Source organism: Streptomyces sp. NPDC001410 (assembly GCF_042895235.1).
GTDB lineage: Bacteria > Actinomycetota > Actinomycetes > Streptomycetales > Streptomycetaceae > Streptomyces.
In genome coordinates this window covers 71,013-84,641 of sequence record NZ_JBIAWE010000003.1, presented here as the reverse complement: position 1 = coordinate 84,641, position 13,629 = coordinate 71,013, and the positions used below count along the sequence as shown (strand labels likewise).

12 protein-coding genes are annotated in these 13,629 nt (G+C 73.7%); 5 read left to right on the top strand and 7 right to left on the bottom strand.

Translation table 11 applies throughout. The annotated features are described in order from the left end of the window. Positions 1-104 precede the first annotated feature (104 nt). Both efeB and efeU read right to left on the bottom strand, forming a co-directional pair. On the bottom strand, positions 105-1,367 hold the full coding sequence (gene efeB, locus ACFY3C_RS07005) for an iron uptake transporter deferrochelatase/peroxidase subunit (protein WP_390770016.1): 1,263 nt from the start codon (positions 1,365-1,367) through the stop codon (positions 105-107). Between the two features lie 38 nt (positions 1,368-1,405). Next, positions 1,406-3,436, bottom strand: coding sequence for an iron uptake transporter permease EfeU (gene efeU / locus ACFY3C_RS07000; protein ID WP_390770015.1), 2,031 nt, complete (start codon positions 3,434-3,436; stop codon positions 1,406-1,408). Positions 3,437-3,665: 229 nt separating this feature from the next. On the opposite strand from efeU, the gene ACFY3C_RS06995 reads away from it, so the two are divergent. From ACFY3C_RS06995 to ACFY3C_RS06985, 3 genes are read left to right on the top strand one after another with little or no spacing between them, the layout of a single operon-like run. Continuing rightward, on the top strand, positions 3,666-4,328 hold the full coding sequence (locus tag ACFY3C_RS06995; protein ID WP_386577508.1) for a DedA family protein: 663 nt from the start codon (positions 3,666-3,668) through the stop codon (positions 4,326-4,328). Continuing rightward, positions 4,325-4,927, top strand: a complete 603-nt coding sequence (locus tag ACFY3C_RS06990; protein ID WP_390770014.1) for a phosphatase PAP2 family protein — start codon at positions 4,325-4,327, stop codon at positions 4,925-4,927. Before ACFY3C_RS06995 ends, ACFY3C_RS06990 begins: the two co-directional genes overlap by 4 nt. Continuing rightward, positions 4,924-5,616, top strand: a complete 693-nt coding sequence (locus ACFY3C_RS06985; RefSeq protein WP_390770013.1) for a phosphatase PAP2 family protein — start codon at positions 4,924-4,926, stop codon at positions 5,614-5,616. The genes ACFY3C_RS06990 and ACFY3C_RS06985 overlap by 4 nt, the downstream gene beginning before the upstream one ends. Positions 5,617-5,642: 26 nt before the next feature. Here the strand turns inward: ACFY3C_RS06985 and prcB are convergent, their stop codons facing one another. From prcB to ACFY3C_RS06970, 3 genes are all read right to left on the bottom strand, one after another. Next, a complete protein-coding gene (prcB, locus tag ACFY3C_RS06980; protein ID WP_390770012.1) occupies positions 5,643-6,497 on the bottom strand; it encodes a proteasome subunit beta in 855 nt (284 codons plus the stop codon). A 75-nt stretch (positions 6,498-6,572) separates the two neighbouring features. Further along, positions 6,573-7,577 (bottom strand): lysylphosphatidylglycerol synthase domain-containing protein, encoded by a 1,005-nt coding sequence (locus tag ACFY3C_RS06975; RefSeq protein WP_390770011.1) that lies wholly within the window; start codon positions 7,575-7,577, stop codon positions 6,573-6,575. A 34-nt stretch (positions 7,578-7,611) separates the two neighbouring features. Then, positions 7,612-9,099 (bottom strand): hypothetical protein, encoded by a 1,488-nt coding sequence (locus ACFY3C_RS06970; RefSeq protein WP_390770010.1) that lies wholly within the window; start codon positions 9,097-9,099, stop codon positions 7,612-7,614. Positions 9,100-9,267: 168 nt separating this feature from the next. Between ACFY3C_RS06970 and ACFY3C_RS06965 the strand changes: the two genes are divergently transcribed. Together ACFY3C_RS06965 and ACFY3C_RS06960 are read left to right on the top strand one after the other, a co-directional pair. After that, positions 9,268-9,651, top strand: a complete 384-nt coding sequence (locus tag ACFY3C_RS06965) for a BlaI/MecI/CopY family transcriptional regulator (RefSeq protein WP_390770009.1) — start codon at positions 9,268-9,270, stop codon at positions 9,649-9,651. Continuing rightward, positions 9,648-10,541, top strand: coding sequence for a M48 family metalloprotease (locus ACFY3C_RS06960; RefSeq protein ID WP_390770008.1), 894 nt, complete (start codon positions 9,648-9,650; stop codon positions 10,539-10,541). The genes ACFY3C_RS06965 and ACFY3C_RS06960 overlap by 4 nt, the downstream gene beginning before the upstream one ends. Positions 10,542-10,544: 3 nt before the next feature. Here the strand turns inward: ACFY3C_RS06960 and ACFY3C_RS06955 are convergent, their stop codons facing one another. Continuing rightward, complete coding sequence (locus ACFY3C_RS06955) at positions 10,545-12,887, bottom strand: glycoside hydrolase family 65 protein (protein WP_390770007.1); 2,343 nt, start codon at positions 12,885-12,887, stop codon at positions 10,545-10,547. Then, the gene (locus tag ACFY3C_RS06950) at positions 12,884-13,624 is read right to left on the bottom strand and encodes a beta-phosphoglucomutase family hydrolase (protein WP_390770006.1); all 741 of its coding nucleotides are present in this window, start codon (positions 13,622-13,624) and stop codon (positions 12,884-12,886) included. The genes ACFY3C_RS06955 and ACFY3C_RS06950 overlap by 4 nt, the downstream gene beginning before the upstream one ends. Positions 13,625-13,629 lie beyond the last annotated feature (5 nt).

Genomic DNA, 13,629 nt, shown 5'->3' with positions numbered 1-13,629 from the left:
CTGCACAGCCTTGTGCCATCCTCCCGTAGTTGCAACTCATTTGCAGTAAAGCCCGCGGCAGGCCTTTCCCATGGGGAGGGAAAGGCCGTGGCCGAGAGGACGGGTCAGGCGGCGAGCAGGCCTCGGCCGAGCCAGTCCCGCCCGTCGCGCACGCCGGGCAGCGCGAAGAAGTAGCCGCCGCCCGTCGGGGAGATGTAGTCGACCAGGGGTTCGTCGATCAGCCGGGTCTGTACGGCCTCGAACTGGCGCTTCACGTCCTGCTGGTAGCAGCAGAAGGCGAGGCCCATGTCGAGGTTGCCGACCTTGTCCACGCCCCGGTCGTAGTTGTAGCCGCGGCGCAGGATGCGGGAGCTGTCGGTCTTCGCGGTGCGCGGGTTGGCGAGGCGGATGTGGGCGTCCACCGGGATCGCGGTGCCGTCCGGGTCCTTGGTGTAGTCGGGGATGTCGGTCTCCTTGGCTCCGTCGAGCGGGGCGCCGGTGTCCTTGCGCCGGCCGAACATCTTCTCCTGCTCGGTCAGCGAGACCCGGTCCCAGAACTCCACGAGCATCCGGATGATCCGGATCACCTGGTAGCTGCCGCCCTTGGCCCAGGCCGGCTCGCCCTGCCCGTCGCCGACCCAGATCAGCCGGTCGGTCTCGCGGGCCGAGGTGACGTCCGGGTTGGCGATGCCGTCCTTGAAGCCGAGCAGGTTGCGCTGGGCTCCGGTGGGGCGCGGGGCGTTCTGGAAGCCGTCGATGCGCCACTTGATCTGCATGGCGCCGCGGGTGTGCCGGGCGATGTCGCGCAGGGCGTGCAGCACGGTGTCCTGGCTGCCCGCGCACAGCTGGAGGGACAGGTCGCCGTGGCACTCGGCCGCGTTCAGGTTGTCGTTCGGGAAGGTCCGCATCGGGGTCAGCCGGGCGGGCCTGGCCTTGGCGAGGCCGTAGCGGTCGTCGAAGAGGGAGGCGCCGACGCCGACCGTGACGGTCAGGGCGTCCGGGGGGACCTCGGGGCCGAGGATGCCGTTGTCGGAGGGCGGCGCGCCGACGCCGAGGTCGGCGGGGGTGCCGCCGGAGGTGAGGAAGCGAGCCCGTTCGGTGATGGTGCGCAGCAGGTCGGCGAGGCCCTTGCGGTCGTCGGCGATGACGTCGAAGGAGACGAAGGTGGCCGCGGCCGGCGCCGGGGTGACGATGCCGGCCTGGTGGGCGCCGTGAAAGGGGACCTTCGCACCGCTGTCCGCGCCCGTGTCCTGTGCCCGGGCCGTGCCGCCGCTCTCGGCGAGCGCGAAGCCGCCGCCGGCCAGGACCGCGCCGGCGGCTCCGGCGCCCAGCGCGGTCCGCACGAAGGAGCGGCGGGCCGGGCAGACGGGGGTGTCGGCAGAGGACATCGGAGGGTTCCCTTCGGGGTGCGGGTGCTCGGTGGTCATCAGGCGGACTTCCGGATCTCGAGGAGGTCCGGGACCGGGGCGAGGTCTTCCAGCAGCTGCCCGGTGGCTCCGTCGAGGCGCTGCCGGTCGGTGGCGGCGAGCCGGTCGACGGGGGTCCAGTGGGTGCCGTCGTGGGCCGCGTCCAGGAGCTTCTGGAGCCGGGCGACGTCCACGTCGACCGTCGGAAGCAGCCGGGGTGCGCGGCTGGTCAGCAGCGGCTGGAGGACGGTGAGCAGTTCGCGGGTGCCGGCGAGGTTGGCGTCGGCGGTGGCGAGGCCCGTGCCGCTGCCCTGGTCGGTGTCGCCGGTCAGCTCGAACTGGAGGGTGTTCTCCAGGATCTCGTGGGCGCGCAACGGCAGGTCGCCGGGGTCGAATTCCTGGGTCGGGAAGGCCTTTTGCAGTCCCGCGGCCGCGTCGGCGAGCTGCTGGGCGGGCGCGCGCAGGTTCTTGGCCGGCTCCCCGTGCCACAGACCGTGCTCCAGGCGCAGGAAGCCGGTGAAGTCCTTGTCCTGGACGCCGTTCGGCAGTCCGTCGGGCCGCCCGTCGATCTTCTGGTCGAAGTCCTCGAAGGTGCCGTAGGCGGCGCCTAGGGAGGCGTAGGTGCGGTGGGCGGTGAGCCAGTCGGTGCGGGCCCGGTCGAGGTGGCCGCCCTCGATGTCGTCGTCGAGGGTGCGGGTCTGGGCGACGAGCGTGGCCAGGCCCTGCTCGACGTAGGTCCGGTACGCCTTCAGGGGTGCAGTGAGGTCCTGTGCGGAGACGGGGACGACCGGCTTGGCCGCTCCGCCGCCGCTGACCCGTACCGCCTTGGACGTGACGGCCTTGCCGCCGGTCGGGACGCAGCGCCAGGCGTACGTGCCGCCGGCGACGATGGCGACCAGGTCGCGGGTGGTGCCGGGGGCCAGGCCCTCGATCTCGCCGTAGACCGCGCTGGTCGACGGGTCGATCAGGTACACCTCGGAGGTCTTGCCGCCGGTGTTGTGCATCTGGAAGGTCTGCCGGCCGGGCCTGGGTGCGGTGAAGCCCTTGCCGCACTCGGTCTCGGAGACGGCGACGGTCTGGTCGCCGGCGGGCTTGGGCCGGGAGAGGGCGACGACGAGTCCGGCGAGCACGGCGGGTACGGCCACCACGGCGGCCGGGATCACCCACACGGGGCGGCGCCGCTGCGGGCGGACCGCCTTCGGCTCGGGCGCGGACCGTTCGGCGGCCGGCTTCGGGGTGGTGGCGCGGACCCCGCGGACGAACAGGGTCATCACCACGGCGAGGTAGGCGACGTAGGCCACGACCTGCAGCCAGGTCATGGCCGGGGTCAGGTTGAACACGCCCTGGACCAGGGTGCTGTACCAGGAGCCGGCGTCGACGCTGCCGGTCAGGTCGACCGCGTACGCGGTGCCGCCGGGCAGCACCCCGCCCTCCTGGAGGTCGCGCAGGCCGTAGCCGAGGACTCCGGCCGCGATGACGATGAGGACGGCGCCGGTGACGGTGAAGAACCTGGTCAGGTTGATCTTCAGGACCCGGCGGTACAGGCCCCAGCACAGGCCCGCCGCGAGGACCAGGCCGATGGCGGCGCCGGTCAGCGGGCCGGCCGACTCGCCGGCCGCCCGGGCGGTGGTCCACAGGAACAGGGCCGTCTCCAGGCCCTCGCGGCCGACCGCGAGGAAGGAGGTGAGGACCAGCATCCCGGAGCCCATCGCGAGCGCGCCGGTGACCTTCTCCCTCAGCTCACCGGAGAGGCTGCGGGCCGAACGGCGCATCCAGAACACCATGGCGGTGACGAACGCGACGGCGATCACGCCGAGGGTGCCGCCGAACGCCTCCTGGGCGGTCGCCGACAGGGACGCGGCGGTGAAGGTGAGGACCGCGCCGAAGCTCATCGCGACGGCGATCGCGGCCAGGACACCCGTCCACACCTGCGGCAGCCGCGAGCGCGCCTCGGCCCGCACGAGTGTGGCGATGAGGATGGAGACGATGAGTCCGGCTTCGAGTCCCTCCCTCAGTCCGATCAGGAAACTCGGAAACGCGTCGTCCCACATGCCCTGCGACCCTCCCAACTTAGTGAAGGCATGCCTTACCTTCGTGGACCATCATGACTACAGGGATGTAGTCAGTCAGTCATGAAGCAGCAATAGGCGGGCAAAGTCCGGGAACTTTGCACACACTCGAATCGTCTACAGTTCGGTAGACGGTCTACACATGTGTAGTCGGAAGCATCCGAGTCAGAAGCAGTCGAGTCAGAAGCAACCGAGGAAAGGGCGTGCGGCGATGGCCACTCCCTCAGACCTGTCGTCGCAGCTCGCGGTCAACGTGCTCGACGCGCACTCCCTGCTGGCCGCCTTCGGGGTGATCGGCGTCGGGGTGGTGCTGTTCGCCGAGACGGGCCTGCTGATCGGCTTCTTCCTGCCCGGCGACTCCCTGCTGTTCACGGCGGGGCTGCTGTGCACGGGCGCGTCCGACCGGGGTGTGCACCTCTCGCTCGGGCCGCTGCTGGCCGCCGCGGCCGTCGGCGCGCTCGCGGGTTCGCAGTGCGGGTATCTGATCGGCCGCAAGGCGGGCGGCGCCCTGCTGGCCCGCAGCCGGTCGGCCCGGCTGCACGAGGGCGCGCAACGCGCCGAGGAGCTGCTGGAGCGCTACGGACACGCGAAGGCGATCGTGCTGGCCCGCTTCGTGCCGGTGGTGCGGACGGTGCTGAACCCGATGGCGGGCGCGCTGGGCGTGCCGGCCCGGACGTTCACCCTCTGGCAGGCGGCGGGCGGGCTGGTGTGGAGCCTCGGCCTCACCCTGGCCGGATACGCGCTGGGCTCCTCGATCCCGAACGTGGACAAGTACCTGCTGCCGGTGATCGCGCTGATCGTCGTCGTGTCGCTCCTCCCGCTCGCCGCCGAGGTGCTGCGCTCCCGCCGGGCGGCCAAGGAGGCCCGCGGATGATCCTGGCGCTCACGGGCTCGTCGGTCGACGGGCCGCTCTACCGGGACGTGGTGGATCTCGCCCACCGCTCCCCCGGCCGGCTGGACGGCGTCGTCACGCTGTGGTCGACGTACGGCCTGGCGGTGTTCGCGCTGCTCATGGTCGTGGGCTGGTGGCGGGCCCGCAGGGTCGACGCCGCGGCGGGGACGACGGCGCTGTGCGTTCCGGTGGCGGTGCTGGTGGCCTTCGGCGCGGACGCCGGGCTGAAGGCGCTGGTCCGGGAGGACCGGCCCTGCCGGGGTCTGCCCTTCCCCACCCTGGAGGCGTGTCCGGCGCCGGGTGACTGGTCGTTCCCCAGCAATCACACCGCGATCGCGGTGGCGGCGGCGGTCGCCCTGTTCTTCGTCTCCCGCCGGCTGGGACTCCTCGCCTCCGGGTTCGCCGTCGCCATGGCGGCCTCCCGGGTGTGGGTGGGCGTCCACTACCCGCACGACGTCCTCGTGGGAGCCCTCGTCGGCGGCCCGGTCGCCTTCCTGGTGATGACCCTGCTCCGGCACTGGCCGCGGGGACTGTCCGGACGGCCGGCGGCGACCCGGCTGCGTCCACTGCTGGTGTCATGAACAGCAAGACCCTCGCCGTACTGGCGGGCAGTCTCGCGCTCAGCGCCTGGGCGGCGTTCGGCGTGCTGGCGATGGCCGTCCACAGCCGGCACGGCGCCCCGCTGTTCTTCGACCACGCCCTGCTGACCTGGTCCGTCGAGCACCGGCCGCCGATGGCCGTCGCCGTCACCCGCGGACTGACCGCCACCGGCGCCGGAGTCTTCCCGTACGCGGTGGTCGTCGTGGCCGGGCTGCTGACGGGCCGCAGCCGGCGGCAGCGGCTGGTCGGTGCAATGCTCATGGCCGCCTGCCTCGCCACCGGCCAGGCCGTGCGGTACGGCGTCATGGAGCTGATCGGCCGGGCCCGCCCGCCCTCCTTCGACTGGCAGACGCACGCCTCCGGTTGGTCGTTCCCGTCGGGGCACAGCACCACGGGGGCCCTGACGGCCGGTCTGGTGATCCTCGCGCTGTGCCTGCGCGCCACGCATGGCCGCATACCGCTCTGCCTCGGGGTCGCCTGCTGGGGGGTGGGGGTGGGCCTGACGCGGGTCTTCCTCGGCGTGCACTGGTTCACCGACGTGCTCGGCGGCTGGCTGTTCGCCATCGGCTGGCTCGGGCTGTGGCTGTGCGCGGCGGCCTGGTGGCTGCCCCTGCGCCTGAGCACCGACACCGACACCGACGAACCTGGGTCGGGGGTGAACACGTCCTGATGCGTCCCGAGTGAGCGGGCCCAGGGTCAGGCGGCGGCGTGCGGGCCGTCCGGGCGGCCGCTGCGCTGCCGGACCGTCTCGCGGCTCAGCTCCTCGGTCTCGGCCGCGGGCAGCCGCTCGAAGCCGTCCTCGGTGATGGCCGAGACCACCGGGAAAATACGGCGGTTCAGGTCGGGGCCACCGGTGGCCGAGTCGTCGTCGGCGGCGTCGTACAGCGCCTGGAGCGCGGCCAGGGCGGCCTCCCGGCGGGTGAGGTCCGGCCGGAACAGTTTCTTCAGGGCGCCCCGGGCGTACGGAGAGCCGGAGCCCTCGGCGTGGAAGTGCCGTTTCTCGTACAGTCCGCCGGCCGCGTCGAAGGAGAAGATGCGGCCGCGGCCGCCCTCGGGCGCGGTGCTGTCGTAACCGGCGAGCAGCGGGACGACGGCGAGGCCCTGCATGGCCTGGGCGAGGTTCTGCCGGATCATGGCCGCGAGGCGGGTCGCCTTGGCAGCCAAGGACATCGGGGTGCCCTCGATCTTCTCGAAGTACGTGAGTTCGACCTGGTAGAGCCGCACCATGTCGAGGGCGAGGCCGACGGTTCCGGCGAAGGCGACGGCGGTGTGGTCGTCCGCCGGGTGCACCTTCTCCAGGTCACGCTGGGCGATGAGGTTGCCCATGGTGGCCCTGCGGTCTCCGGCGATCAGCACGCCGTCGCGGAAGGTGAGGGCGAGCACCGTGGTGCCGTGCGGGATGCTGCCATGCGCGGCGCGGACTCCGTCCGGGAACGGCGGCGCGGTGGGCAGCAGGCCGGGCCGGTGTGCGGCGAGGAACTCGGTGAAGGACGAGCTGCCGGGCGTGAAGAACTCCTCCGCCGGCCGCCCCGCGATGTGACGCTCCGTCATACCGTTCCCCCTCCTGTGCCGCCAGGCCCCGTTCGTCTCCTACCTGGCGCGGGCGTCCGGGAAACTCCCGCCCGGTCACAGGGCTTTGCGCCGGACGAGCACCGCCAGCACGAGGAGGCCCGGGAGCAGCGGCAGCCATACGGTGAGCAGCCGGTAGCCGAGTACGGCGGAAGCCGCGGTCGCGGCGGGGGCGCCGGACACGGTCAGCGCGAGGGCGAGGGCGGCGTCCAGGGAGCCGAGCCCGCCCGGGGTGGGCAGCAGCGCGGCCGCGCAGCTGGCGGTGAGGTACAGCAGGGCCACCTGGAGCGGGGGCAGGGGCAGCTGGACGGCCTGGGCGACGGAGATGAGCACCAGGGAGTGCAGGGCGGCGAAGGCCAGCGAGCCGCCCCACAGGGCGGCGGCACGGGCCGGGCAGGCGTGCACGGTACGGATGTCGGCCAGCACGCACGCCAGCGCGCGGCGGCAGCGCGGGCGCAGCGGACCGGCCAGGAGCGCCACGAGCAGGGCGGCGGCGCCGAGCACGGCCGCGACCGCGGCCGGGGAGACGTGCGGGACACGCAGCAGGCCCGGGCAGAGCGGGGCGAGCACCGCGATCAGGGCGAGGCGGACGACGGCTCCGGCGGTGGCCTTGACGGCGAGCGCACCGGCCGAGCGGCCCGCCGGCAGTCCGCAGCGCATCAGGAAGCGCAGGTTCACCGCGCCGGCGCCGAGCCCGGCGGGCAGCAGGTGGTTGGCGGCGCAGGCGGCGAACTGGGCGGCGAGCAGCCGCGGTCCGGGCAGCCGCCGGGCGACCGCGCCCTGCTGGGCGAGCGCCGAGGCCGCCCAGGTGCCGGCGGCCGCCACCGCGCCGAGCAGCAGCCACCCCTCGTCGGCGACGGCCAGCCGCAGCGCCCCGGTCTCCACCGTCGGCCAGTGCCGCCGGGCCACGTAGGCCGCGCCCAGCAGGACGGCGAGGCAGACCAGCGTGTGCCAGTAGGCCCGGCCGCGGCCGACGGCGGGGTCCGCGGGAGCGGTCGGCAGCGGGCCGGCGCCTGGGTGCAGCGCGTCCTGGGGCGCCTCCTGTACGGCGTGCTGGGTCATCGGCCGCCTCCCCCGTGTCTGCCACGGCGCCAGGTCATGAACCGGCCTCCGGTACGGCGTAGTAGAGGCGCAGTCCGTCGAGCGGCACGGAGGGCCACGAGCGGGCGTACCGCGGTGGCCGGGAGCCCGCGGGCACCAGGGTGGCGACCGGGGTGTGGCGCGCGGTGCGGGTGATGGCCTGTGCCGTGCTGTTGGCGTTGTGCCCGGTCGTCGCCGCCGAGGAACAGCCGGCGTAGAACGCCACCGGGATGGCCTCGTGCCCGGTGACCAGACAGGGCTGACGGACGCCCAGCCCGTGCAGGGCGGCAGCCGTGCGGGACCAGTCGCGGTGGGCGGCGGTGGTGCGGTTCACGGCGCCCGTCAGGACGGCGAGTTGCACCGCGAGGTGGGCGGCGAGCCCGAGCGCCAGCAGGGTGACGACCACCGGCCGCCAGGCACGGGCGGGCACGGTCACCAGATGGAGGAGCGCGACGGCGACGGGGATCGACAGCAGGGCGTAGGCGGGGAGCAGGAAGCGGGGCGCCGCGTAGCCGATCAGGAACAGGTAGGGGACGGCGGCCGTGGCCGCGCAGGTGAAAGGCAGCAGGGTGGGCGCCGTGCGCCGGGCCCGGACTGCGACCGTGAGACCGAGCGCGGCGAGCACGGGCAGCACGAACCACCAGACGATGACCACCGGGTGGGGCAGCGCTCCCGTGCACGGCCGGCACAGCGCCCGTCCGCCGAGGCTGCGCAGCTGGTCGACGACGGCGAAGTGCAGGCCGAGTCCGCCCTGGATCGCGGAGCCGTCGGCGAGGCGCTGGGCAAGGCCGCCGTAGCTGACGTAGGCCTCGATCACCCACTCGAGCGCCCCGGCGGCGAGCCCGGTGAGAAGGACGAGGAGGGGCCGCCAGTGGCGGCGCACCAGGCCGAACGCGAGGAGCGGCAACGTGACCCAGACGGCGTCCACGGGGCGCATCCAGGCCATCAGCGCCGCGCTCGCACCCAGGCCCCACAGTGCGGCATGGTCGGCCCGGTCGGCTCGGGCGCGCAGGAAGCAGGCCACTGCGGCGAGGGCTCCGACGGCCACCCAGTAGTTGGGCATGGCCTGGGGACCGTAGAACAGGGTCACCCACAGGGAGGCGAACAGGGCGCCGGCGAGGGCGAGCACGCGGACGGGGAACAGGCCCCGCCAGGCGCGCAGGGCCAGGAAGAGGGCGAGGCCGGACAGAAGCGCGAGGTAGACCCGGAGCAGCGCGGTCGAGGAGGACCGGGCGGCGACTGGTGCGACCAGCAGGGAGACGCCGCGCGCGCGGGGTGCGCTGAAGAAGGCGGCCGGAGCGTGTCCGCTGACCTGGCTGACGTACACCGTCTCGTCCCAGCCGAGGCCCATGCCGGGCCGGACCAGGAGCAGTTGGGCCAGCGTGAAGGTTGCCGCGACGGCCGCGAGCGGCCAGTAGGCGCGGGCCCGTCCGGGGCCGGCGGACGGGCGGCGCGAGCGCTCGCGCCGGGCCGCGTCGGCTGTGGCGTGCGCGCTGCCGATCATGATCACCCCTATTCCCCCTACAGCTCGTAGGGTCGACTTGTACCCTACAGCCCGTAGGACCTAAAGGTGGGATCGGGGAAAACACCGACAAACTAACGCGGATCACAGGCCGGTGTCGGGCGAACAGGACCATCCGGCTGACGGCACTACGCGCTGTAAGGTTGGGGCATGGCTGGCACAGGGTCCCGCAACAGGGCGGAGCGGCGCAGCGCCGGGGAGCTGGAGAGCGAGGTACTGGCCGCACTCTGGGCCACCGAACGGCCGCTGACACCGGCGGAGATCCAGACCGAGATCGGCGGCGGGCTCGCCTACAACACCGTGCACACCATCCTCAAACGCCTGTACGACAAGGGCTTGGTGCTGCGGGACGCCCACGGGCGGCGCGGCGCGTACCGTCCCGCGAAGAACGCGGCGGAGCTGACCGCCGAGGCGATGCACGAGGCCCTGGACCGGGGCCCGGATCCGATCGCGGCGCTCCAGCAGTTCGTGACCGGCCTGAGCCCCGAGGAGGAGCGGGCGCTGCGGGAACTCCTCGCCGGAGGCGGCGCATGAGGTTCGACGTCTACACCCCGCTGCTGCTGTCGCTGCTGCTGTCCGGCGTCGCGCCGGTGATCGGCGGCCGGGTGGCGCCGGCGCTCGCCGCGCGCGTGCTGACGTCGGCGGCCGTACTGACCGCCGCGGCCACGACCTGGACGCTGGTGCTGCTGGCGGCCGCGCTGGTCGGGGACGCGCCGCCGGTGGTGCGGGAGGCCCGCGAGGACGGGCGTCGGCTGGTGGATCCGGTGCCGGAGGTGATCGGCGTCGCCGCGGCGGTGGCGCTGGCCGTCGTCGTGTGGCGGGTGCACCGGGCGGTGCGCGCCGAGCGGCGCACCCGGCGGGCGCTGCGGCGGCTGTGCGCGGGGCAGCCCGCGGACACGGAGTTGATCGTCGCCGCCTCCGACGTGCCGCAGGCGTTCGCGATCCCGGGCCGGCCGGGCCGGATCCTGGTCACCTCGGCGATGCTGGGCGCGCTGGCGCCGGACGAGCGGCGGGTGCTGCTCGCCCACGAGCGCGCGCATCTGACGCACCGCCACGGGCCCCTGGTGACCGCGGCGACCCTGGCCGTGGCGGCCAACCCGCTGCTCGCACCGGTCCGTTCGGCCGTGGTCTTCCTCGTGGAGCGCTGGGCGGACGAGCAGGCGGCGACCGCCGTCGGGGACCGGCGGACCACCGCCCGCGCCCTGGCCCGGGCCGCCCTCACCGCCGGACGGGCCCGCCCGGCGTGCACCCTGAACTTCACCGACCGCGCGGTCTCCCGCCGGATCGCGGCGCTCCAGACGAGCCCGCTCCCGCAGCTGTGGTCCGCCGCAGTGGCCGTCCTCGCCCTGGGCACCCTCTCCGCCCTGCTCGCCGCCGACGCGACGGGCGACCTGCTCGGCCTGCTGTCCGGGACGCCGAGCTGACGCTCAGCCGGCGTTCGGCGCCCGGTGCAGGGGCTGCTCCGGGGCCGGGCGGGGGCTGACCGGGGGTACGGAGCGGACGGCGGGCTCGTCCGCGCTCACCCGCAGCGCCTCCCCGTGGTGGTGCAGCGTGAGCGGCTCCCCGTCCAGCAGCGTGTACGTCGCCTTGTCCGCGCCGATCTCCACCCTGAGGCGGCGGCCGCGGAACTGGAGGCTGAAGGCCAGGCGGCGCAGCCGCTCGGGCAGGCGCGGCGCGAAGCGCAGTCCCCCGCCGTCGCGGCGCAGTCCGCCGAAGCCCGCGACCAGCGCCATCCAGGTCCCGGCCAGCGAGGCGATGTGCAGTCCGTCCCGGGTGTTGTGCTCCAGGTCCTCCAGATCCATCAGGGCCGCCTCGGCCGTGTAGTCGTAGGCGAGCCGCAGATGGCCCGCCTGGGCGGCGATGACGGCCTGGCAGCAGGCGGACAGGGACGAGTCGCGTACGGTCAGCGGCTCGTAGTAGTCGAAGTTGCGGGCCACCTGCTCGTCGTCGAAGCGGTCGCCGCACGTGTACATGGCCAGCACCAGGTCGGCCTGCTTGACGACCTGTTTGCGGTAGAGGTCGAAGTAGGGGAAGTTCAGCAGCAGCGGGTACTGCTCGGGTCGGGTCTGCGCGAAGTCCCAGCGCTGGTAGCGGGTGAATCCGGCGTGCTGCTCGTGGACGCCGAGTTCGTCGTTGTACGGGACGTGCACGGCCTCGGCGGCGTCCCGCCAGGCCGCGCTCTCCTCCGCGTCCACGCCCAGGCGCTCCGCCTCGCGCGGGTGCCGTTCGACGGCGTCGGCGGCGGCCAGCAGGTTCTGGCGGGCCATCAGGTTGGTGTACGTGTTGTCGTCGGCCACCGCGCTGTACTCGTCGGGGCCGGTGACGCCGTCGATGTGGAAGACCCCGTGGTGGTCGTGGTGGCCGAGCGAGCGCCACAGGCGGGCGGTCTCCACCAGCAGCTCCACTCCCGCCTCCCGCTCGAAGCGGGTGTCGCCGGTGGCCTCGACGTAGCGGACGACCGCGTCGGCGATGTCGGCGTTCACATGGAAGGCCGCGGTGCCGGCCGGCCAGTACGCCGAGCCCTCCGCGCCCTGGATGGTCCGCCAGGGGAACGCGGCCCCGCCGAGCCCCAGTTGGGTCGCACGCTCGCGTGCCTCGTCGAGGGTGTTGTACCGCCAGCGCAGCGCCTCGGCGACGGCCTCCGGGGCGGTGTGGGTGAGGACGGGCAGCACGAACATCTCGGTGTCCCAGAAGGCGTGCCCGTCGTAGCCGGAGCCGGTCAGGCCCTTGGCGGGTATCGCCCGCTGCTCGGCGCGGGCGCCGGCCTGCAGGACGTGGAAGAGGGCGAACCGTACGGCCTGCTGGATCTCCTCGTCGCCGTCCACCTCGACGTCCGCGCCGGACCAGAAGTCGTCCAAGTAGGCACGCTGCTCGTCCAGGAGTCCCTGCCAGCCGTCGTGCGCGGCGGCCGCGAGGGCGGCGTCGACCTGGTCGGCCATCGCGGGCAGCGAGCGGGTGCCGGACCAGCCGTGGGCGACCAGCTTCTCCACCCGCAGCGTCTGGCCCGGCTCCAGGACGGAGGTGACGGTGAGTCGGGCGACGTCGCCGCCGCTCTCGCTGCGGGTCGTGGTGCGCTCGGGACCGGTGACCACATGGTCGGCGGCCACGGCCACCCGCAGGCCGCTGCGCCGGGTGCGGTGCACCAGCCGCAGCCGGTTGCCGGCGGCGAGGTCGTCCTCCCGCTCCAGCGGCGACTGCAGCGCCATCGCGGCGCGCGGGTCGCCGTTCGAGCCGGGCAGCTGTTCGTTGGCGACCAGCTCCGACTGGATCACCACCCGGCTGCGGCGGCCGACGGCCTCCACCTCGTACGCCACCGCGGCCACCGCCCGCTGGGTCAGCGACACCAGCCGGGTCGAGCGGACCCGGACCGTGGAGCCGGCCGGGGACGTCCACTCGACGGTCCGCTCCAGCACTCCGCGGCGCAGGTCAAGGACGCGCTCGTGGGCGACGAGCCGGCCGTAGCGCAGGTCGAACGGCTCGTCGTCCACCAGGAGCCGCAGGATCTTGCCGTTGGTGACGTCGATGACCGTCTGCCCGGACTCCGGGTAGCCGTAGCCGGCCTCCGCGTACGGCAGCGGGTGCACCTCGTGCACCCCGTTGAGGTAGCTGCCGGGCAGGCCGTGCGGTTCGCCCTCGTCCAGGTTGCCGCGCCAGCCGACATGGCCGTTGGACAGCGCGAACACCGACTCGCTCTGGGCGAGGACGTCGAGGTTCAGGTCCGTCTCGCGCACGGCCCACGGCTCGACCGTGTACGACCGGTGGGTGATCACTGCTTGCCTCCCAGCTCGGCGAGATCCTTGACGACGATGCTCGCGCCGTGTGCGTACAGGGCGTCGGTCTGTCCGACGCGGTCGACGCCGACGACGTAGCCGAAGGCGCCCGAGCGGCCCGCGTCCATGCCGGCCAGCGCGTCCTCGAAGACGGCCGCCTGGGCCGGCTCGACGCCCAGGTCGTGGGCGGCGGCCAGGAAGGTGTCGGGGTGCGGCTTGCCCGGCAGGTTCCGCTCGGCGGCGACCACGCCGTCGATGCGGACGTCGAAGAAGTGCTCGGCGCCGACGGCCCGCAGCACGTCCCGGCAGTTGGCGCTGGAGGAGACGATCGCGGTGCGCAGCCCCTGCGCGCGCACGGCCTCCAGATAGCGCAGGGTGCCCTCGTAGGCCTCCACGCCGCCGGTGCGGATCCGCTCCAGCAGCAGGTCGTTCTTGCGGTTGCCGAGGCCGTGCACGGTACGGGCGTCGGGCGGGTCGTCGGGGCCGCCCTCGGGCAGGTGGATGCCGCGCGAGTCGAGGAAGGAACGGACACCGTCGGCGCGCGGGCGTCCGTCGACGTACTCGTCGTAGTCGGCGATCTCGTCGAACGGCCGTGCCTGCGGGCCCTCGTACTCGCGCAGGAACGCGTCGAACGTCTCCTTCCAGGCGGCCGCGTGCACGACGGCCGTCTTGGTGACGACCCCGTCGAGGTCGAACAGACAGGCCAGGATGGTGTCGGGCAGACCGAGCTGAGTCATACTCA

Excerpts from the sequence above, each read along its gene's own strand:
- ACFY3C_RS06990 (WP_390770014.1), top strand. The coding sequence starts at position 4,325 with ATGATCCTGGCGCTCACGGGCTCGTCGGTCGACGGGCCGCTCTACCGG.
- ACFY3C_RS06960 (WP_390770008.1), top strand. The coding sequence starts at position 9,648 with ATGAGGTTCGACGTCTACACCCCGCTGCTGCTGTCGCTGCTGCTGTCC.
- prcB (WP_390770012.1), bottom strand. The coding sequence starts at position 6,497 with ATGACGGAGCGTCACATCGCGGGGCGGCCGGCGGAGGAGTTCTTCACG.
- efeU (WP_390770015.1), bottom strand. The coding sequence starts at position 3,436 with ATGTGGGACGACGCGTTTCCGAGTTTCCTGATCGGACTGAGGGAGGGA.
- ACFY3C_RS06985 (WP_390770013.1), top strand. The coding sequence starts at position 4,924 with ATGAACAGCAAGACCCTCGCCGTACTGGCGGGCAGTCTCGCGCTCAGC.
- ACFY3C_RS06995 (WP_386577508.1), top strand. The coding sequence starts at position 3,666 with ATGGCCACTCCCTCAGACCTGTCGTCGCAGCTCGCGGTCAACGTGCTC.
- ACFY3C_RS06970 (WP_390770010.1), bottom strand. The coding sequence starts at position 9,099 with ATGATCGGCAGCGCGCACGCCACAGCCGACGCGGCCCGGCGCGAGCGC.
- efeB (WP_390770016.1), bottom strand. The coding sequence starts at position 1,367 with ATGTCCTCTGCCGACACCCCCGTCTGCCCGGCCCGCCGCTCCTTCGTG.
- ACFY3C_RS06950 (WP_390770006.1), bottom strand. The coding sequence starts at position 13,624 with ATGACTCAGCTCGGTCTGCCCGACACCATCCTGGCCTGTCTGTTCGAC.
- ACFY3C_RS06965 (WP_390770009.1), top strand. The coding sequence starts at position 9,268 with ATGGCTGGCACAGGGTCCCGCAACAGGGCGGAGCGGCGCAGCGCCGGG.
- ACFY3C_RS06975 (WP_390770011.1), bottom strand. The coding sequence starts at position 7,577 with ATGACCCAGCACGCCGTACAGGAGGCGCCCCAGGACGCGCTGCACCCA.